The sequence below is a fragment of the Micromonospora haikouensis genome, assembly GCF_900091595.1.
Lineage (GTDB): Bacteria > Actinomycetota > Actinomycetes > Mycobacteriales > Micromonosporaceae > Micromonospora > Micromonospora haikouensis.
Genome location: NZ_FMCW01000011.1, coordinates 29,379 through 49,101 on the forward strand (window position 1 = coordinate 29,379; position 19,723 = coordinate 49,101).

At 75.9% G+C, this 19,723-nt stretch carries 16 protein-coding genes; 6 read left to right on the forward strand and 10 right to left on the reverse strand.

Annotation, left to right across the window (positions count from 1 at the left end; translation table 11 throughout):
• Positions 1 to 7 precede the first annotated feature (7 nt).
• The gene (locus GA0070558_RS35185; protein ID WP_091279328.1) at positions 8 to 1,189 is read right to left on the reverse strand and encodes a putative RNA methyltransferase; all 1,182 of its coding nucleotides are present in this window, start codon (positions 1,187 to 1,189) and stop codon (positions 8 to 10) included.
• Between the two features lie 63 nt (positions 1,190 to 1,252).
• On the opposite strand from GA0070558_RS35185, the gene GA0070558_RS12805 reads away from it, so the two are divergent.
• A complete protein-coding gene (locus GA0070558_RS12805; protein ID WP_091279008.1) occupies positions 1,253 to 2,332 on the forward strand; it encodes an adenosine deaminase in 1,080 nt (359 codons plus the stop codon).
• Here GA0070558_RS12805 and GA0070558_RS34285 read toward each other — a convergent pair whose 3' ends face one another.
• Entirely contained in the window at positions 2,333 to 2,671 is a 339-nt protein-coding gene (locus GA0070558_RS34285) for a hypothetical protein (protein ID WP_228987028.1), read from the reverse strand.
• Positions 2,672 to 3,131: 460 nt separating this feature from the next.
• On the opposite strand from GA0070558_RS34285, the gene GA0070558_RS12815 reads away from it, so the two are divergent.
• The 4 genes from GA0070558_RS12815 (at position 3,132) to GA0070558_RS12830 (ending at position 8,129) form a co-directional block, all read left to right on the forward strand.
• A complete protein-coding gene (locus GA0070558_RS12815) occupies positions 3,132 to 6,659 on the forward strand; it encodes a sensor histidine kinase (RefSeq protein ID WP_091279010.1) in 3,528 nt (1,175 codons plus the stop codon).
• Entirely contained in the window at positions 6,656 to 7,060 is a 405-nt protein-coding gene (locus tag GA0070558_RS12820) for a roadblock/LC7 domain-containing protein (RefSeq protein WP_013283992.1), read from the forward strand. The genes GA0070558_RS12815 and GA0070558_RS12820 overlap by 4 nt, the downstream gene beginning before the upstream one ends.
• A gap of 99 nt (positions 7,061 to 7,159) precedes the next feature.
• Complete coding sequence (locus GA0070558_RS12825) at positions 7,160 to 7,534, forward strand: DUF742 domain-containing protein (protein ID WP_043963940.1); 375 nt, start codon at positions 7,160 to 7,162, stop codon at positions 7,532 to 7,534.
• 1 nt (position 7,535) lies between these two features.
• The gene (locus tag GA0070558_RS12830; RefSeq protein WP_043961834.1) at positions 7,536 to 8,129 is read left to right on the forward strand and encodes a GTP-binding protein; all 594 of its coding nucleotides are present in this window, start codon (positions 7,536 to 7,538) and stop codon (positions 8,127 to 8,129) included.
• Positions 8,130 to 8,509: 380 nt separating this feature from the next.
• On the opposite strand, the gene GA0070558_RS12835 is transcribed toward GA0070558_RS12830, so the two are convergent.
• Together GA0070558_RS12835 and GA0070558_RS12840 are read right to left on the reverse strand one after the other, a co-directional pair.
• Positions 8,510 to 10,993, reverse strand: coding sequence for a transposase (locus GA0070558_RS12835; RefSeq protein WP_091279013.1), 2,484 nt, complete (start codon positions 10,991 to 10,993; stop codon positions 8,510 to 8,512).
• Between the two features lie 64 nt (positions 10,994 to 11,057).
• The gene (locus GA0070558_RS12840) at positions 11,058 to 12,074 is read right to left on the reverse strand and encodes a SatS C-terminal domain-containing protein (protein WP_091279016.1); all 1,017 of its coding nucleotides are present in this window, start codon (positions 12,072 to 12,074) and stop codon (positions 11,058 to 11,060) included.
• 118 nt (positions 12,075 to 12,192) lie between these two features.
• On the opposite strand from GA0070558_RS12840, the gene GA0070558_RS12845 reads away from it, so the two are divergent.
• Positions 12,193 to 12,528, forward strand: a complete 336-nt coding sequence (locus GA0070558_RS12845) for a PadR family transcriptional regulator (protein WP_077936089.1) — start codon at positions 12,193 to 12,195, stop codon at positions 12,526 to 12,528.
• A gap of 516 nt (positions 12,529 to 13,044) precedes the next feature.
• On the opposite strand, the gene GA0070558_RS12850 is transcribed toward GA0070558_RS12845, so the two are convergent.
• From GA0070558_RS12850 to GA0070558_RS12875, 6 genes are all read right to left on the reverse strand, one after another.
• Positions 13,045 to 13,737, reverse strand: a complete 693-nt coding sequence (locus tag GA0070558_RS12850; RefSeq protein WP_077936091.1) for a permease prefix domain 1-containing protein — start codon at positions 13,735 to 13,737, stop codon at positions 13,045 to 13,047.
• Between the two features lie 59 nt (positions 13,738 to 13,796).
• Complete coding sequence (gene cydC / locus GA0070558_RS12855; protein ID WP_439709594.1) at positions 13,797 to 15,590, reverse strand: thiol reductant ABC exporter subunit CydC; 1,794 nt, start codon at positions 15,588 to 15,590, stop codon at positions 13,797 to 13,799.
• A gap of 116 nt (positions 15,591 to 15,706) precedes the next feature.
• Positions 15,707 to 17,482, reverse strand: a complete 1,776-nt coding sequence (gene cydD, locus GA0070558_RS12860; RefSeq protein ID WP_256091907.1) for a thiol reductant ABC exporter subunit CydD — start codon at positions 17,480 to 17,482, stop codon at positions 15,707 to 15,709.
• Positions 17,479 to 17,985: a cytochrome d ubiquinol oxidase subunit II gene (locus tag GA0070558_RS12865; protein ID WP_256091908.1), complete on the reverse strand. Its 507-nt coding sequence runs from the start codon at positions 17,983 to 17,985 to the stop codon at positions 17,479 to 17,481. The genes cydD and GA0070558_RS12865 overlap by 4 nt, the downstream gene beginning before the upstream one ends.
• Positions 17,986 to 18,298: 313 nt before the next feature.
• Positions 18,299 to 19,204: a M56 family metallopeptidase gene (locus GA0070558_RS12870; RefSeq protein WP_077936095.1), complete on the reverse strand. Its 906-nt coding sequence runs from the start codon at positions 19,202 to 19,204 to the stop codon at positions 18,299 to 18,301.
• A gap of 10 nt (positions 19,205 to 19,214) precedes the next feature.
• Complete coding sequence (locus GA0070558_RS12875) at positions 19,215 to 19,688, reverse strand: BlaI/MecI/CopY family transcriptional regulator (protein ID WP_091279024.1); 474 nt, start codon at positions 19,686 to 19,688, stop codon at positions 19,215 to 19,217.
• Positions 19,689 to 19,723: the final 35 nt, after the last annotated feature.

Genomic DNA, 19,723 nt, shown 5'->3' on the forward strand with positions numbered 1-19,723 from the left:
CGGGCGTTCAGCGGGGACGGTACACGCCGAGCCGGACCGCGAGGGTCACCCCGACCGGCTCGGGCAGGGCGGCGATCCGGGCGGCGAGGACGGCCGGGTCCGTGTGCCGGGCGCTGGGCCCCATCCCGACCAGCGTGGCGACCTCCGGCGCGGTCAGTTCCAGCCGGGCCCGCAGCACGCTCTCGGCGGCCTGGTCGAAGTGGTCGGCCAGGCTCCCGGCGACCCGGTCCGCCTTGTCGGGATCGACCTTCAGCAGGCCGAGCGCGTCGACCAGTTCGGCGAGGTGGTCCTCGGCCGGGGTGACCACGAGCAGCACGCCCGCCGGGTGGAGCACCCGGCGGAACTCCGCGCCGTTGCGCGGGGCGAAGACGTCGAGCAGCACCGCGACGCTGCCGTCGGCCAGCGGAAGCCGCCGCCAGGTGTCGGCGAGCGCGGCCGCCGCGCGCGGGTGGGCCCGCGCCGCCCGGCGCAGCGCCGGCTTGGAGACGTCCAGGGCCAAACCCACGGCGTCGGGCAGCGCCGCCAGCACCGTGGCGAGGTGCCGGCCCGTGCCCGCCCCGGCGTCCACCACCAGCGGGTACGCCCCGAGGGCCCGGCCGGTCCCGGTGGGTGTTGCGGGCTCGGCGGGCGTTGCGGGCCCGGTGGGCGTTGCGGGCCCGGCGTGTCGCGGGCCGGGGCGACCGACTGCGTGTGCCCCCTTTGCTCTGCACCCGCATACGCAGCGCTCACCCACCGTCACCGCTGCGCCCGTGGGTGCAGAGCAAAGGGCCTGCGGGGTGGGTGCGTCAGCCGCCGGACGGCCTGTCCCGGTTGCGTCAGCCGCCGGGCGGCCTGTCGCGGGGGCGTCAGCCAGCCGGCCCGTCGCGGCGGGGGCACCAGCCGCCGGGCCGTCCTGTCCCTCGTCGGCCACGGGCGCGGCACCCAGCGCCGCGAGCGCGGCGGCGGCGAGCGCGGCCGAGACCGGGTCGTAGTGCCCGGCGGCGAGGAAGTCGGCCCGGGCGGCCACCATCTCGGCGGTGTCGCCCGCGTGCGGGGCCCGGCCGGCGAGCAGGCCGACGTAGCCCTGACGGGCGACGTCGAAGCTGTGCCGGCGCGGGCAGCGCAGCGCCCGGGCGGTCCCGGTGGCGGCCTCGGTGAGCGGTTCCGCGCAGACCGGGCAGCGCAGCCGGCCGACGATGCGGGGGTCCATCACCGCGCCATCCTCCCAGCCGGTCGCGTCGGCGGCCCGTCCGGTGGCCACTAGGGTCTCAGCATGGTCGCAATCTCATACGAGGACATCGTCAAGGCTCCCAAGGCGCTGCTGCACGACCACCTCGACGGCGGCCTGCGGCCGGCGACGATCGTCGAGCTGGCCGCCGAGGTCGGCCACGAGTTGCCCACCACCGAACCCGGGGCGCTCGGCCGCTGGTTCGTCGAGGCGGCGGACTCCGGTTCGCTGGAGCGCTACCTGGAGACGTTCGCCCACACCGTGGCCGTCATGCAGACCGCGCCCGCGCTGCGCCGGGTGGCCCGGGAGTGCGCCCAGGACCTGGCCGCCGACGGCGTCGTCTACGCGGAGGTGCGGTTCGCCCCCGAGCAGCACCTGGAGCGGGACCTGACCCTGGACGAGGTGGTCGAGGCGGTCGTCGCCGGGTTCGCCGAGGGCACGGCGCTCGCCGCCGACGCCGGCCACCAGATCCGCGTGGGCACCCTGCTCACCGCGATGCGGCACGCCGCCCGGTCGCAGGAGATCGCCGAGCTGGCCGTACGGCACCGCGACGGCGGGGTGGTGGGCTTCGACATCGCCGGGGCGGAGGCGGGCTTCCCGCCCACCCGGCACCTCGACGCGTTCGAATACCTCCAGCGGGAGAACTTCCACTTCACCATCCACGCCGGCGAGGCGTTCGGGTTGCCGTCGATCTGGCAGGCCATCCAGTGGTGCGGCGCGGACCGCCTCGGCCACGGGGTGCGGATCGTCGACGACATCACCCCCGGCGACGACCGGCCGACGCTGGGCCGGCTGGCCGCGTACGTGCGGGACAAGCGGATCCCGCTGGAGCTGTGCCCGTCGTCGAACGTGCAGACCGGCGCGGCGGCGTCGATCGCCGAGCACCCGATCGGGCTGCTGCGCGACCTGCGGTTCCGGGTCACCGTGAACACCGACAACCGGCTGATGAGCGGCACCTCGATGTCCCGGGAGATGGCGCTGCTGGTGGAGGCCTTCGGCTACGGCTGGAAGGAACTCCAGTGGTTCACGATCAACGCGATGAAGAGCGCGTTCATCCCGTTCGACGAGCGGCTGGTCATCATCGACGAGGTGATCAAGCCGGCGTACGCGAAGCTGCTGGGCTGATCACGGGTGGTGCGGGTGGCCGGCGAGCAGGTCGGCCACCCGGCGCAGCACCTCGCGGGCGGGGGCCGGACGGGCGCCGAGCCCCGCCTGACGGCGCAGCACCGCCGGCTCCGCCCGCAGCAGGGCCAGCCCGCGCCGCAGCAGCACCCGGGGGGCCTTGCGCTGCTCGGCCAGGTCGCGGGCGAGCCGCCGGAGGAAGGTGGTGCCGCGCGGCCGGCGCAGCGCGTACGCCCCGGCGAGCAGCCCCTGCCGCCGGCACTCCTCGACGATCTCGGCGGCGAATATCCCTTCGGCGACGAAAAGTGGCGATCCGGTCACCTCGAATGGCCGGGTGGCCACTTGCCGGTCCGCGCCGATCGCATAAACCGGCACTTCGGCCTTGCCGTCGCGGGCCAGTCGGGCAATCGTTTCCACGGCCGCCCCGGCGTCCCACGAGCGGGGCGAGTCCCAGTCCACAAGGCCGTCGTGGCGCGGCAACGTAGGGTCATCACCGTCCTTGTAGAAGTCGTCGAGACAGAGGACGGGAAGCCCGGTTCGTTGGGCTATGTACGACTTTCCGGAGCCAGAGGGGCCGGCTAGAAGGATGACACGACGGGGGTGTTCCATTACTCTCAGTCACTCCGGCCAGACGGATTGCGAGCAAATTGCATCAACATCTCATCACACCTTCGGCGACGGCCGGCCTGGGCTTTCTCTTTGGAACACGGCGTGATGGAATCTCGGAGGTCCGACCCGCCGGGTCGGTCGCTGGGCGTTGCCCGGGGCAACGCGCGGGCGCTGTGATCGCGAGGGCGGTGACGTGAGCAAACGACCGAAGACGGCGGGTTCCTTCCTGTCGCGACTGCGTCGGCCGGCCGGCCGGCTCCGCGACATGCCGATCTGGTCCAAGCTCGGTCTCATCATGATCGTGCCGACCATCGCCACGGTCGTCGTCGGCACCAGTGGCCTCGTCGACAACCTGGACACGCTGAACAACGCCAACCGCTCCGGCGACCTGGCCAACCTGGTTGGCTACTCGGGCGACCTGGTCAACAGCCTGCAGGACGAGCGCACCTCCGCGGTGCTGCTGCTCGGCGCGAACGGCGACCAGGCCAAGGCGCAATACCAGGAGGCGTACAACCGGGTCAACGGCCGGGTCGACCGGGACAAGGCGCCGTACCTGAGCCAGCGGGCCAAGGTCGAAGACCTGCCGAACAGCCTGGAGAACATCCTCGACGGCATCGACCAGAACCTGAAGGACCTGCCCGGCACCCGCAGTCAGGTCTTCAACGGCAAGCTGAAGATCATCGACGCCATGCAGGCGTACGAGGGTCTGATCAACGACCTGCTCTCCATCCGCGACTCCGCCACCCAGCTCGCCGGTGACAACGACCTGAGCGACCGGATGCGCGCCGCGGCCGCCGTCGCCCGGGAGAAGGAATACCTCTCGGTCCGCCGGGTCGTGGTGCACCGGGCGCTCATCCAGCGCGAGCTGACCCCCATCCTGCGCACCGACTACATCGCCAGCGGCACCGGTCAGCAGCAGGCGCTGCAGAGCTTCAAGGCGGTGGCCAGCCAGGCCGAGGCGGACCTGCACGACCAGACCGTCGCGGGCGGCGACCGGCGCGAGGCGCAGAACTACACCGGCTGGCTCGACGGCAACATCAACGGCAGCATGGCCGACGCGCCGTTCGGGCCGGACCAGTGGGACGCGGCCATGGTCGCCAACGCCAAGCTGATCCGTACGGTCGAGGCGACGCTGGACGGCGACGTCGTCAAGCAGGCCGACGCGCTCCGCTCCGACGTGCAGCGCACGGTGTTCCTCCAGACCGGCCTGCTGCTCAGCATGCTGCTGCTGGCCATCCTGTTCGCGTACCTCGTCGCCCGGTCGATGGCCCGGTCACTGCGCGACCTGCGGCAGGGCGCGCTCAACATCGCCCAGTACGGCCTGCCCCAGGCCGTCGCCCGGCTGCGCGACCCGCAGCTGTCCAGCCAGCTCTCCCCGGTCCAGGCGGCCAACCAGATCGCCGAGCCGCTGCCGGTGCGCAGCAAGGACGAGTTCGGTCAGGTGACCGAGGCGTTCAACGCGGTCCACCTGGAGGCCGTGCGGACGGCGGCCGAGCAGGCCGCGCTGCGCGCCTCCGTCGCGACCATGTTCGTCAACCTGGCCCGCCGCTCGCAGATCCTGGTCGACCGGCTGATCGGCCACCTCGACCGGCTGGAGCGCGGCGAGGAGGACCCGGACCGGCTGGCCGAGCTGTTCCAGCTCGACCACCTCGCGACCCGGATGCGCCGCAACGACGAGAACCTGCTGGTGCTCGCCGGCGCCGACTCCACCCGCGTGCAGCGCGAGCCGGCGGCGCTGATCGACGTGCTGCGGGCCGCCCAGTCCGAGGTCGAGCACTACACCCGCATCGAGTTCGGGGTGATCGACCGCGACATCGAGGTCGCCGCGCACGCGGTCAACGACCTGGTCCACCTGGTCGCCGAGCTGTTCGACAACGCGACCGCCTTTTCGCCGCCCGACTCGCAGGTGATGGTGGAGGCCCGCCGGGTCGGCGACCGGGCCAGCCTCTACGTCGAGGACCGGGGCATCGGCATCAGCGTCGAGCAGCTCCACGAGCTCAACGAGCGCCTCGCCACGCCGCCGCAGGTGGACGTGGCCGTCTCCCGGATGATGGGTCTGGTCGTGGTCGCCCGCCTGGCCTCCCGGCACGGCGTGAAGGTCGAGCTTCGGCCCGGCAACGACCGGGGCACCGTCGCCGACGTGACCCTGCCCACCACCGTGCTGGTGCCCCGGGCGCTCTCCGGCCGGGTCCAGCAGCCCGGCGCGCTGCCGGCCCCGCCCGCGCAGCTCACCGGCTCGCAGTCGGGCGGGCCCACCCCGACCCTGGGCGCCTTCGCGGCCTTCGGCAACGGCCCCGCCGCCCCCGCGCCCAGCCAGCGGCCGGGGCACTCGGGCAACCAGGTCACCCTGGGCGGCCGCTCCTTCGACCCGGCCTCGCGCAACGGCCACGGCACGCCCGCGTCGGCCGGTTCCACGCGGTCGATGCCGGCCTGGTCGGACCTCACCGGTGCCGGTGGTGCCGCAGGCGGCGTCCCGGCCCCCCGCACCTCCAACGGGCAACAGATCGACCCGCTGCCGCAGCGGCGGTCCCCCGGTGACGGTGACCCGGCCAGCAGCGGCCAGCAGCCGGCGATTCCCCGGCAGCTGCCGAGCAGCCCGGAGGCCCGCGGATGGACCTCGCCGCCGGTTTCGGTGCCGCCGGTCTCCGCGCCCCCGATTCCGCCGGTCTCGGCACCGCCTGCCTCCGCCTTCCCGGTGTCGGGCCAGCCCGTCTCGGCCGCACCGGTGTCGGGCCAGCCCGTCTCCGCTCAACCGGTGTCCGGTCAGCCGGCCGGCACGCCCGTCTCCGGTCAGCCGTACTCGGCGCAGCCACTGCCCAGCCGGCCGGTCCCCTTGGCCCAGGCGCCGGTGGCACCCCCGGCCTGGCCTCCGGTGGCGGCCCCGGAGCCGGCCGCCCCGCCGGTGCCGGAGCGCCTCGCGGCCGCCCTGGACATGACCACGGAGCTGCCCCGGGTGCCGCGCACCGAGGTGCCCAGCGCTCCGGCTACCCCGCCGACCCCCGCCCGGCCGACGCCCCCGCAGGCCCAGACCCGGCAGCAGCGGTACGCGGACGAGACGATGGAGCTGCCGATCTTCCGGGAGCTGGAGTCGGCCTGGTTCCGCACCCGCCGCGCGGGCGCGGAGGAGGCGGCGGGCCCCACCCAGCCCGCAGCGACCAACGGCGCCGGAAGCTCGGCGAACAGCGCCGTGACCCAGCAGTTCTCCGCGGTCGACGTCACCGGCCGGGCCGTCCAGACACCAGCACCCCGGACGACAGGTAACGCACCGATGGCAGACACCCCGATGGCCGGAGGAGTGCCCCGCGACAACGGATCGCCGACCAACGGCGGCGGTCGCCCCGGTCCCGCCGATGCCTTCACCGGCCGGCGGCCCGCGTCGCAGGGCACCGCCTGGCAGACGGCCGCGGACGACGGCTGGCGGGCCGCCTCGGCGGCGACCGAGGTCCCGGTTGCGGAGACCACCCGCAAGGGCCTGCCGAAGCGGGTGCCGATGGCCCAGCTCGTGCCCGGCGGGGTGGAGAAGCCCACCACGTCGGTCCAGCGCCGCACACCGGAGGGTGTCCGCGGTCTGCTCTCGGCATACCATCGAGGCGTGCAGCGCGGGCGTACCCAGCCCGACGGCAACCCGACCAACCCGGAGGAAGCTTCGGGTGGGCAGCAATCCTCGCAGTCTGGCTCAGGCCCGGTGGCCGGGAGCGGGCAGAAGGAGCAACAAGGATGACAACTACGCAGGATCTCGGTTGGCTGCTGGCCAACTTCGCCGACCGGGTGCCCGGTGTCGCGCACGCGGTCGCCGTCTCCGCGGACGGTCTGCTCCTCGCGTCGTCACGAGACCTTCCGCGTGACCGGGCCGACCAGCTCGCCGCGATCGCGTCCGGCCTGGTCAGCCTCACGCAGGGGGCGGCCCGCTGCTTCGAGGGCGGCGCGGTGCTGCAGACCGTGGTCGAGATGGACAACGGTTTCCTGTTCCTGATGTCCATCTCGGACGGCTCGTCCTTCGCCGTGCTCGCCGCCCGCAGCTGCGACGTCGGGCAGGTCGGATACGAGATGGCCCTCCTGGTCGACCGGGTGGGCGACGCGTTGACCCCGCAGCCGCGTACGGCTGTGGGGATGATGGGCTGACCCGCGCGCTGGCCGGTGGGTCAGGCGGGGCGGCAACGACAGAAACGACGGGTTCCACCGGTCCAGCCGGTGTCGGGGACGAAGGAGGTGAGCGGCGACATGGATCGTGACGAACCGACCGGAGCGTTGGTCCGTCCGTACGCCGTGACCCGCGGTCGTACCCGACCCCGGCTGGACATCGCGCTGGAGGCACTCGTCGAGACGACGGTGCGTGGTCGGGCCGCTGCCGGTTCCAACGGCGGCCAGGGCCGGGAGCACCAGTACATCGCCGCGCTGTGCGACGGACGGGTGCAGTCGCTTGCCGAGATCGCGGCGCGGATGCAGCTCCCGCTCGGCGTGGCTAGGGTGCTCATCGCCGACATGGCGACCGACGGCCTGGTCGCGGTCCACGAGCCGACCATCCTGGACGACTCCGACGACGCGGTGGGCACTGAACTGCTGGAGAGGGTGCTGAGTGGACTTCGCAGGCTCTGACATGTCGCACCGCCCGCCCGTCCCGAGCGGGCGCGTGACGTCGGCGAAGATCGTTATCGCCGGTGGTTTCGGCGTCGGCAAGACGACGCTGGTCGGCTCGGTCTCGGAGATCACGCCGCTGACCACCGAGGCGATCATGACCTCCGCCGGCGTGGGCGTCGACGACACCCGGCAGGTGCCGGGCAAGACGACGACCACGGTGGCGATGGACTTCGGCCGTATCTCGATCGACCGGGATCTGATCCTGTACCTGTTCGGCACCCCCGGCCAGACCCGGTTCTGGTTCATGTGGGACGAGCTGGTCCGGGGCGCCATCGGCGCGGTGGTCCTGGTCGACACCCGGCGGCTGGCCGACTGCTTCGCGGCCATCGACTTCTTCGAGCACCGGCGGCTGCCGTACCTGGTGGCCATCAACTGCTTCGACGGGATGCAGTACCACGACCCGCAGGACGTCCGGGACGCGCTCGCGATCTCGCACGAGGTGCCGGTGGTGGCCTGCGACGCCCGTAACCGGGAGTCGACGAAGCACGTGCTGATCTCGCTGGTCGAGTACGTGCTCACGATGCGTCGCTCGCGCGCGGTCGCGCCGGCCTGATCGACGACGGGACGCGCCCGACGATCGGCATTCCGCCGGGGTCGTCGGGCGCGTCCTGCTGTCCGGGCGCGGGTGGCGACCGGCCGCCGTTGCTGGTGGTCGCCTGCTCCTGCGCCGGGACGCGCTGCCCTGCGTCCTAACCCCTAACCGGGTGTGGGTCCCTCGACGTCAACCGTCCCCAGGGGACGTCAGGCCGCCGCAGGGCAGGTGTAGCCGTCGGCGTGGGGTGGTTGCGGCCGGGTCTGGTCGGCCGAGGTCCCCGAGTCCACCAGGGAGCTCCCCGTCGTCGTGGCGGCCGTATGCCGCAACGCTCCGGTGTCCGCAACGCTCCGGTGGCCGGGACGGGAAGCCGGGGCGGCGAGGCCGCCCCGGCGCGGTGGTCAGGAGCGGTAGCCGGCGGAGCGGTACTCGTACTCCCGGTCGTCGTCGCGGTCGCCGGTGTCCCGGGTGAAGTCCCAGCCGCCCGCCGCCTCGCGACCCGGTCGGCCGCCGACGGCGAAACCGCCGATCTCCTGCCCGCGACGCCAGCCCCGGAAGTAGCCGGTCGTGTTCTCGGCGAGGCTGGCCGCGTCGCGGACTATCCGCAGGGGACGCTCCTCGCGCAGGGGCGAGCCCGGCACCAGGTTGGCCTGCGGCACCCGCTTGGGCAGCCCGGCCTTGGTCTCGGCACCCACCGCCGGGCGGGCGGCCTGCTCGGCGGCCTGCCACCCGGTGTCGGCGGTGCTCGACCAGTCCAGCTCGGCCTCGTCGCCGTGGCCGACGAACCAGGCCGACTTGGCGGCGGCGAAGATCAGCAGGTCACCGTCTCCCTCGTCGGAGATCGGCGGGGTACGCCGCTCCATCGGGGCGGGACGCGGCGGCTGGGGCGGGGCCGACCGGTGCTCCATGGTGGGCCGCTGCTCCGCAGGGACCCGCTGCCCGAGCGGGGAGCGGTGCTCCATCGCCGGCCGTTCGGGCCGGGGCTCCGGAGCGGGGCGCTCGGCGCGGGCTGCCTCGCCCCGGTCAACCAGCCGCAGCGGCGGGGGCTCCAGACGCGGGTCCCCGGTCGGGCCCGACCCCTCCCGCAGTGCCCGGTCGGCCAACGGCGGCGGCTCGACCAGCCGCAGCATCGGCGGCTCCTGGGGCAGGTCGTCGGCGAGCCACGGCGGGGTGACCCGGCCCTCGGTCGCCGGGACGACCTCGGTCGGGGCGTCGATCTGCCGCTTCGCCCGCTCCTCGAAGGGGCGCACGACCGGGTTGTTCGGGGAGCTGTCCGCCGGGTCCTCGGGGTTGTTGACCAGCGGCCAGTTCGCCCGCGAGCCGGGGGGAGCGGCCTCCTGGCCGGGTCGCGGGGCCGGGACCGGGACGCTCAGGTCGGTGGCGCTGAAGCCGCCGGTGGGCGGCGCGGACTCGCCCGTCGTCTTGGGCCGGGGTGGGATGATGGTGCGCTGCCGCTCCGCCCGCGCGTTCTGGATCGCGGCCGTGGTCAGCGTGGGCCGGAACGGCTCGCCGGCCTCGGCCGGCGGCACGGACCCGCGCTCGCGCTGGCTCGGCGCGATCGGCGTGATGCCCGGTGGCGGGGGCGGCGGCGCGGAGACCGGCCGGTTGGTCGGGCCATCGATCAGGCGGCGCGGCTCCGGCGCGGACACGGGCGGGCCGTCCATCAGGCGGCGCGGCTCCGGCGACGGGGGACCGTCCATCAGGCGGCGCGGGTCGGGCGACGGCGGGCCGGAGACGGGCGGGGTGGCCAAGGCGGCCGGGACGACCGGGCGCGGGGCGACCGGCGGCGGGGCGACGGGCTCCGGCGCGACCGGTGGCGGGCCGAGCGGACGGGGCTGGGCGGGCAGGCCGCCGCCTACGACCGGCTCGGGACGGCTGCGCCGCCCGGCGACCGGTTCGGGCTCGGTGGGACGCAGCGCGCGCAGACCCGAGCCGGGAAGCTCGGCGATCGGCTCCCCCCGGCGGGCGGCGGCCCGGCGGCCCGACGCGGGCGCGGGGGTGGTGACCAGGGCGTCGAGCGCGCCGACCAGGGCCTCGCAGCCCGCGTCGCACGCCCGCACCGAGGCCACCGCCTGGCGGACGGTCTCGGCCACGGCGGAGGTGAGCGCCCGGCTCACCGCCGCGCGGCGTGGGGTCTCGGCGATGGCGACCCGCAGCGCGGTCACCGCATCGTTGATCTTGCCTTCGTCGGCCACCCCGTCGGCCGCGAGGTGGGCGGCGATGGCGTCCGCCGCCACCGACACCTCCCGGCCCCGGGCGATCGTCCCGCCCAGCATGCCGGGTTCCGGCAGGGCGTCGAGCACGGCCAGGGCGACCGGCTCGGCCGGGTCCGGGTACGCGCGCAGGGCGGCGGGGTAGAGCTCCCGCAGCACCTCGCGCAGCGCCACGGCGGCGGAGTGCCGGCCGCTGGCGAGCGCGGCGTGCGCCGAGAGGACCTGCTTGTAGCCGGCGAGGTCCCGGGGCGCCGGCAGGGTGACCGCCGACAGCGCGCCGGCCTGGAGAGCCCGGGCCAGCCCGACCGCCCGCCGCTCGGCCGGCGGGGACTGCATCTCCTCCAGCGAGTCGTCGTCGGCGAACCGCTCGGCGAAGTCGTCGACGGAGTCGTCGTCCGCGATGGCCAGGGGACGCCCGGCGGCGCTCAGCAGCGAGGTGACCGTGTGGTCGTCGCTGTCGGCGGCGATCGCGGCCCCGCTCGGCCCGCCCGACCGCTCCACGAGCAGCGCGACCAGTTGGGCATAGCCGGCCGGGTCGTCGCCGATCTCGCAGACATGGAGCAGCCGACCTGCGTCGTCGACCACAGCGGACGTCAGCGTCGAACCGGCCGAGGCCGGTCGGTCGGCCGGATCCGCCGAGGCCAGACCGCAGTACACGCGCACGAGCGCCACGGCGTCGTCCTCCTCCCGGGACTGAGGTCTTTCTCTGCCAGAGACTGATGCTCCCTGGAACGCGTCAGTCGCGCCAGTCCACGACTGCAGAGATCTTGCCGACAATGGTGCGCCACCCGAGACTCGCCGTCTGCGCGCCGATCTTCCTCAGCCGACGCCGGCCGAGGAAGCCCCCGATCCCGCCGTTGGCGGTGGCGCGCAGCGCCTCGTCCAGGTCGTCGAGGCTGGAGCCGGCGGAGAGCATGTCCAGCACCGCGGGCAGCCGCAGCGCGTACGCGATGTCCCGGGCCACCTCGCCGGCCTCGATCAGGAGGGTCGAGTCCCAGGTGTCGTGCCCGCCCCGCAGGTTCTCCACGACCAGGTCGAGCTCGTAGGTGTCCTCGTCGAGCGGAACGATGTCGGCCGGTTCCACCCGTTCGGACAGTTCATTCCAGCTGTCCAGTTGAGACATGTCGTTGGGCGCGCCGGACCTGACGAAGCTGACGAGAGACTCCGGCGTCTTGAACAGCAGCAACTTGCCCCGGTGGCTGAGGAAGACCGGCACCTCCTCGTCGCCCGCCTCGTCCTCGGCGTCGTCGGCGTCCGACTCCTCCGTCGCGTCCGCGTCGGCGTCAGCGGTGTCGGCGTCAGCCGCGTCGGCGTCGGCGGTCGGCTTGCGGCGGCGGGACTTCCCGTCCCCCTCCTCGGCCTCCTCGGCCTCTGCCTCGGCGAACTCGGCGGCCAGTTCCTCGTCGAGGATGACGACCTCGTCGTCGTCCTCGTCGTCGGTCTCGACCGCCTGCCTGCGGGCCAGGAACGGGTCGTCCTGGTCGCGCTCGGCGACGTCGGTCGGGGTCAGCTCCCGCGCCGGCCGGTACGCCCGCAGCGTGAAGCCGGTGCCGGCGGGCAGGGCGATCTCGACCGGGTCGATCCGCAGCTCGTCCCAGAGAGCGCGGTCGGCTTCGCGCGCCGACGGGCGCTCGGCGTCCTCGTCGATCTCTTCGAGGGTGCCGTCGGTCTCGTCGAGCTCGGGCTCGTCGGCGTCGGGCCGTTGGGGCGACTGGCGGGCCACGCTGACCTCCGTGTGCTTCGGGCTGCCCACCCGGCGGCGTCTCCGGCCGTCGAGTGACTCTGGGCACATACCCTAGTGGGCGACTCCGGGAGGCCGATGCCCGCACCCCGGTGGCGGCCCGCGTGGCCCACACGTAGTCTTGCTACCTATGAAGGCCCAGGCGCTGCACGGACACCTCGACGCGCTGCTGCTCGCGGTGCTGGAGCGGGGGGCCCTGCACGGCTACGCCATCATTGAGGCGCTGCGCGCCCGCAGCGAGGGCGCCCTCGACCTGCCCACCGGGACGATCTACCCGGCGCTGCGCCGACTGGAGCGGGCGGGGCACGTGGCCAGCAGTTGGAGCACCGTCAATGGCCGGGAGCGCCGCACCTACGAGCTGACCGACTCGGGTCGTCGGGCCCTCGCCGGTGAGCGGGCCGGCTGGCGGGAGTTCAGCGCGACCGTCGGCCAGTTCCTCGGCGACACCCCGCCCGCGCCGGCCTGACCCCGCCCGGCTGCCCGCGCCCGCCCGCGGCGCCTACGCCCGCGCCCGCCGGCGGCCCCTACGCCCGCGTCCCGGGCCCGCGCCCCGGGCTTGCGGCCCGCCCTCGGGTTCGCCGCACTCATGTCACTTTCTGTCATGGCGGGGGCCATCGTCGGTGCGGGAGAGCGTGCGTCACTCCGCGTGGCGGTCGGCCTGCCCGGCATGACGACTCGTCTTCCCTTTGCTCTGCACCCATCCGCGCAACACCCGGCTGAGCTGCTCGGATGTGGAGTCGGCGGTGCCGGGCGGGTCGACGTGCGGTCACCCTGCGTCAGGTGTTGCGTATGTGGGTGCAGAGCAAAGGGGTGAAGTGGGCGTGGTGGTGCTGGGCGGGGCCGTTGCGGGGAGTGACGAACGGGGGCGTGGGTGCGTGGGACGTGGTGCGTCCGGGCGCGGCCGACTCCGGCGGAGCGCCGGACCCACGCCGGGGCGGCGGGTCGGCGGGTCGGCGAGCCGGCGAGCCGGCTCGGGCGCACCCTATGCCGGTTCGGCCGGCCGGCGGCGGGTCGCGAGCAGCCAGGACCGGGCCGCCCGGCCGATCCACAGGAACCCCGCGCCGCTGGCCAGCGCGCCGACCAGCATCGGTGGCCAGGTGCGGGCCGCCTCCCACAGCCCGACGGACCAGCCGTACAGGGCCGCGCCGCTGGCCGCGCCGAGGACGAGCGCGGCGGTGAGCGCGAAGCCGGTCAGCCGGGCGAGGCGGGGCAGCGCCGGGTGCGCCGACCGGGCCGACGCGGCGACCACCGTCAGCCCCGCCACCGCCAGCACGGCCGCGCCCAGCCAGATGCCGTTCACCGCGCCCGACAGCAGGCGGTAGGCCACCGGTGGGCCGGGCCCGCCGCTCCAGCTCGACCCCTGCCAGGTCAGGTCGCCCGCGACGACCAGCACGCCGGCGACCGCGAGCACCCGCAGGGACAGGCCGCGCAGCGACCCGGTGGCCAGCTCCGCCTGGTACGCCGGGGCGAGCCGGGCCGGCTCGCCGAACTCGGCCACCGCCCGCCGCGCGGCCTCCGCTGCCGGCAGACCCCCGTCCCGGTACGCCTCCACGGCGTCCTGCAACGCGTGGCGGGCCTCGGTGAGCAGATCGGCCTTCAGCCGCGCCGGGCCGTGCAGCCGGTCGCCCAGCTCGCGCAGCCGCTCCTCCACGAGTACGTCGTCGCCGCGCGCCATGCGACCGAGCCTGCCACGCGGCGGCGGGCGGCGCGTCCGGGGGAATCCCGGAGGCCGGCTCAGGGGCGGGGCGTCAGGGCCAGGTACCCGCGCTCGGCCGCCTCCTGGAGCAGCCACTGGTCCCGGTACCAGCCCGGCGCGGCGACCAACTCGTCGTGCCGGCCGCGCTGGACCACCCGGCCGGCGTCGAGCACCACGATCTCGTCGAGGTCGGCGAGCCCGCTGAGCCGGTGGCTGATCAGCAGCACCGAGTGCCCGGCGGGGGTCGCCGCCAGCGCCGAGGCGAGCACCGCGTCGGCGGCGGCCGGGTCGAGCCCCTCGGTCGGCTCGTCGAGCACCAGCACCCCGGGCGCGGCGAGCAGCGCCCGGGCCAGCGCGAGGCGCTGCCGCTGGCCGCCGGAGAGCTGACCGCCCTCCTCGCCGACCACCGTGTCCCAGCCGGCCGGCTGGGCGTGCACCCAGTCCAGCAGCCCGGCCGCCCGGGTCGCGGCGGCCAGCTCCGCCTCGTCGGCGGCGGGCCGGCCGAGCAGCAGGTTCTCCCGGACCGTGGCGTGGAAGACGTACGCCTCGGCGAGCAGGCCACCGACCGCCCGGGGGAGTTCCTCGGCCGGGTACGCCGACAGGTCGACCCCGTCGAGGGTGACCCGGCCCTCCGCCGGGCCCACCGAGCCGGTGAGGACGGCGGCGAGGGTGCTCTTGCCGGCGCCGCTGGGCCCGACCAAGGCGATCCGGCGACCGGCCGGCAGATCCAGGGTGAACCGGTCGAGGGCCGGGGCGGCGCCGGCCCGGTACCGCACGGTGACCTCGTCGAAGCGCACGTCGTGCGAGCCCGGGACGACGGCGGTGACCCCGGCGGCCCGAGCGGCCCCCACCTCGGCCCCGGCCCTGGCCCCCACCTCGGCCCCGGCCCCGACCCCGGCAGCGGCCGCGTCGGTCTCCGGAGCGGTCAGCAGGGCGGCCACCCGGACCAGCCCCGCCCGCAGCTGGGTGCGCTGCCGGGCGGCCCCGACCAGCGCGAGCGCCACCTCGACGGCGGCCAGGGAGCCCACCGCCAGCACGCCGACCAGCACCCCGCCGACGCCGCCGCGCAGCGCGGTGACCACCACCGCGCCGGCGGTAGCACCGGCGACCAGCACCCCGGCGGCGTCCACGGCGAAGCCGGTCGCGGCGAGCCGCCGTTCCAGCCGGGCCAGCCGGCGGGCCCGGTCGGCGGCGGCGTCCAGCGCGTGCCCGGTGGCCCCGAACGCGGCCAGGTCGGCCGCGCCGTGGGTCAGGTCCACGGCGTCCGTGGCGAGGGCGCCGCGCAGCGGGGCCACCTGGTCGGCGGCGTGCCGGGTCAGCGCGGTGGCCGCGAGCGGCAGGGCCACCCCGGCGACGAGCAGGCCCAGCGCCAGCACCCCGGCGGCGGGCAGCGACACGGCGGCGGCCCCGGCCCCGGCCAGCACGCTGACCGTCGCGGCGGCGGCCCCCGGGACGAGCACCCGCAGCAGCAGGTCCTGCACGGCCTCCACGTCGGACACGAGCCGGCTCAGGGCGTCCCCGGTGCGCTGCCGGGCGGCGTCGCGCCGGGCGGCCAGGGCGGCGAAGACCCCGGCCCGCACGTCGGTGATCATCCGCAGTACGGCGTCGTGTCCGGCGAGGCGCTCGGTGTAGCGGAACACGCCCCGGCTGATCGCCAGCGCCCGCACCGCGACGATCGCCACGGTGAGCCGGTCCAGCGGCGGCCGGCCGGCGGCGCTCATCAGCAGCCAGGTGGCGGTGGCCATCAGGGCCAGCCCGGCGAACTCGGTGGCGGCGGCGAGCAGCCCCGCGCCGACCAGCCGGCCCAGGTACGGCCGGGCCAGCCGCAGCACGGCCCGCTCGGCGGCCCGGACGCTCCCGTCGCCAGCCCGGCCGCTGTTGTCGCCTGCCCGGACGCTCCCGTTGCCAGGCTGGCCGCTGTTGTCGCCAGCCCGGCTGCTCCCGCTGCTCACCGGGCCTTCTCCTCTCCGGCCGGCGCGGTGGCCACTCCCGCACCGGAGCCGGGAGGGGCCGACGTGGCAGCCACCCCCGCTGCGGGAGCCGCCGGGGCGGGAGTCAGCTCGGTGACCCGGCCGTCGTCGATCCGCAGGATCCGGTCGGCGTCGGCGAGCAGCGCCGGACGGTGGGCCACCAGCAGGGCGGTCCGCCCGGCGACGAGCCGGCGGGTGGCGGCCAGCACCCCGGCCTCGCTGGCGGTGTCCAGGCGCGCGGTCGGCTCGTCCAGCAGCACCACCGGCGCGTCCCGCAGGAACGCCCGCGCCAGCGCGACCCGCTGCCGCTGGCCGCTGGACAGGCCGTGCCCGCGCTCGCCGAGCACGGTGTCGAGCCCGTCGGGCAGGGCGGCGACGACCTCGTCCAGCGCGGCGGCGGTGACCGCGTCGGCGAGCGCGGCGTCGGGTGTGCCGGGTGCGCCGAGCCGGATGTTGTCGGCGAGCGGGGCGGCGAAGAGGTGGGCCCGCTGCGGCACCCAGGCGACCTGGCGCCGCCACCCGTCGGGGTCCGCGCCGGCCAGGTCGACGCCGCCGACGGTGACCCGGCCGGACGTCGGGGCGACGAAGCCGAGCAGCAGGTTGAGCAGGGTGCTCTTGCCCGCCCCGCTCGGCCCGACGATGGCGATCCGCTCGCCGGGCCGGATCGTCAGCGTGACGTCCCGCAGCGCCACGGTCCGCTCGTACGCGACGGTCACGCCCTCGAACCGGATCTCGCCGCGCCCGTCGGGGGCGGGTCGCGCCCCGGCGGCCGTCGCGGCGTCCGTGGGCCCGGCGGGGGCGCTCGGGTCGGTGGCGGAGAGGGTCAGCGCCTCGTCCAGCGCGGTGAGCCCCTCCATGCTGGCGTGGAACCGGCTGCCGGCGGCCCGCAAGGGCAGGTAGGCCTCCGGGGTGAGCAGCAGCACCAGCAGCGCGGTGGAGAGCGTGATCCCGCCGCCGAGCAGCCGGATGCCGACCGGCACCGCGACCAGCGCCACCGACAGCGTGGCGACCAGCTCCAGCACCAGCGCGGACAGGAACGCGATCCGCAGCGTCCGCATCGTCGCGGCCCGGTGCCCGTCGGCCATCCGGCGGACCACCTCGACCTGGCTGCGGGCCCGGCCGAACGCGCGCAGCGTGGGCAGCCCGGCGACCATGTCGAGGAAGTGCCCGCCCAGCGTGGACAGCCGCCGCCACTGCCGCTCGGTGGCGGCCTGCGCCTGCCAGCCGAGCAGCGCCCCGAAGACCGGGAGCAGCGGCAGGGTCAGCGCGATGATGACGGCCGAGCCCCAGTCGGCGAAGGTGATCCGGGCCAGCACGGCCACCGGCACGGTGACACTCAGCACGAGCTGCGGCAGGTAGCCGGTGAAGTACGCGTCCAGGGCGTCCAGCCCGCGCCCGGCCAGCGTGGCGAGCTGCCCGGCCCGCTGCCCGGCGACCCAGCCGGGCCCGTGCCGGCCGACGGCGGCGAGCAGGTCGGCCCGGAGCGCGGCCTTGACCGTCGCGGCGGCCCGCGCCGCCACCGTGCCCTGCGCCCAGGCGACCAGCGCCCGCCCCGCCACGGCGACCAGGAACCCGGCGAGCGCCGGCCGGGCCAGCCGCCCGTCGAGCGCGGTGGCCAGCACCGTGGCCAGGGCGGTGGCCTGCCCCACGACCAGCAGCGCCGTGAGCCCGCCGAGGACCGCGAGCACGGCGAGGTCGCGCCGGGCCGCGGGGACCCGGCGCAGCAGACGCGGGTCGAAGGGACGGCGGTTCACCAGTACACCGGTGTCCTGCCGTCGGTCCGTCCCCGGAACACCCACCAGCACATCGCCTGGAAGCCTAGTAGGGCCGGCAGGAGCGGCAGCACCAGCCAACCCAGCAGCGTCAGCGTCGGCCCGCTGGCCGCCGCGTCCGCCACGCTGAGTGACGCCGTCGGTGCGACGGTGGAGACCAGCGCGTAGGGCCAGAGTGCCGCGCCGACCCCGGCCACCGGCAGGGCCAGCGCCGCCGAGGTGGCGGCGAAGGCCACCCCGGGCCGCCGTCGCCCGAGCGACGCCCGGGCCGCCAGCAGCGCCGCCACCAGCACCAACGGCAGCATTACGGCCGGCAGCGGGCGCTGTGTCGCGGCGCGTACCCGATCGGAGAGCAGGCCCGCGGCGGCGGCCAGGGCGACCGCGGCGAGCGCCGCCGCGACCAGCCGGCGCGCGGTACGGGTCAGCGGCCCGGCGGCCTTGGCCGGCAGCCGGAGCGTGAGGAACGTCGCACCGTGCGCCGCCATCAGGGCCGCCATCGCCAGCCCGGCGAGGGCCGTGAACGGGGTGACCGCGTGCTCGCTACATATCGGCCCGCATGTCGGCGATCCGGCAACGGGGGACGCGTTCGGCAACGGGGGACGCGGGCCGACCCGCGCCGCCGCGCTTGGCGCGCCGGCGATGTCGGCGACATGGGGGTATCCCGAGAGCCAGATGCCCCCATGTCGCCGACGTGGAGTCGATCAGGTCCCGGCCCGCGGGCCGAGCGAGGCCGGGGGCAGGGCGAGGCCGGGGGGCAGGGCGAGGCCGGCGGGCGGGCCTCCGTCGGGAGGCGAGGACTCAGCTCAGGAAGAGGGAGACCGGCAGCGAGACCAGGGTGGCCGCCACCGTCAGCGCGGCGGCCCCGAGCAGCCGGGGCGGCCGGTCGGCGACCAGCAGCCGCTGGACCCGCACGTCCAGGTCCCGGTCGCCGAGGCCGAGCGTGCCGGCCGGGGCGATGCGGTGGCCGGCCGCCGCGAACCGGCGCAGCGCCCCCGCCAGGGGAGCCTCGGCGTGCAGCTCGCGGGCCTTGTCGTCGGCGCGCATCTCGACCAGCAGGGCGACCCGCTCGTGCGCGTCGCGTACCCACCCGAACCAGGGCAGCGCCCGGCACAGCGCGGTGAACGGCAGCAGCACCAGGTCGTGGCGCTCCTGGGCGTGCGCCCGCTCGTGGGTCAGCACCGCCGCCAACTCGGCCCGGTCGAGCATGCTGAGCGCCCCGGCGCTCACCACCACGCGGGGCTTCACTCCCGGCAGGCAGTACGCCGCCGCGCTCGGATGGTCCAGCACCAGCGCCCCCGGCACCTCCGGGTCCCGCCGGGCCACCAGGGCGAGCAGGTCCCGGTGCCGCCGCTGCGCCCGGACGGTGGCGTGCACGCTGCGTACGGTCGTGCCGAGCAGCACCGCCCCGATGCCGAACCCGACCCCGACGAGGCCGAGGTGCACCGCCCCCACGCCGGCCGGCAGGGTGCCGTGGGCCAGGTCGTCGGCGAGGGCGAGCAGCGCGCTCCCGGTCGGCCGGTCGTACGGGGCCACGCCGAGTGCCATCGGCAGGCCCATCGCGGAGAGCCCCAGCGCCAGCCCGACCGCCTGCCAGCAGACGATCGCCACGCGGGGGGCCCGCCACGTCCAGGTCGACGCCGCCAGGACCTGCGCGGTCAGGTAGCAGGCCAGGACCGTCGCGGCGAAGTGCACGGCGTACGCCATGACGCCGGCCCTACCGGTCCGTCGCCTCGTCGGCGAGGGCCGGCTGCCCGGCCCGGTCGGCACGCGGCGCGTCGACCCGGCCGGTCAGCGGCTCCGCCCCGGTGCGCTCGGTCGACGGGGCGCCCGCCTCCGCGCCGAGGGCGGCGCGCAGCACCTCGGCCTCGGTGCCGGTCACCGACCGGGCGAAGCGCACCAGCGCGGCGTCCCGGCTGCCGCCGAGGTCCAACGCGTCGAGCATGAGCTGGGCGATGTGCGCCTCGCGGCTGGCCGCGGCCTGGTAGCGCCAGGCCCGCCCCTCCCGCTGGCGGCACACCATGCCCTTGCCGGCGAGCCGGTCCAGCACGGTCATCACCGTCGTGTACGCCAGCTCGCGGCCGTCGAGGGCCTCGGCGACCTCGCGCACGGTCACCCCGTCCGACGTGCCCGGGACGGTGTCCCACAGCACGTCCATCACCGCTCGCTCAAGATCACCCAACCGCGTCACGACATGAATCCTACCCCCCGTAGTAGACCCGACTC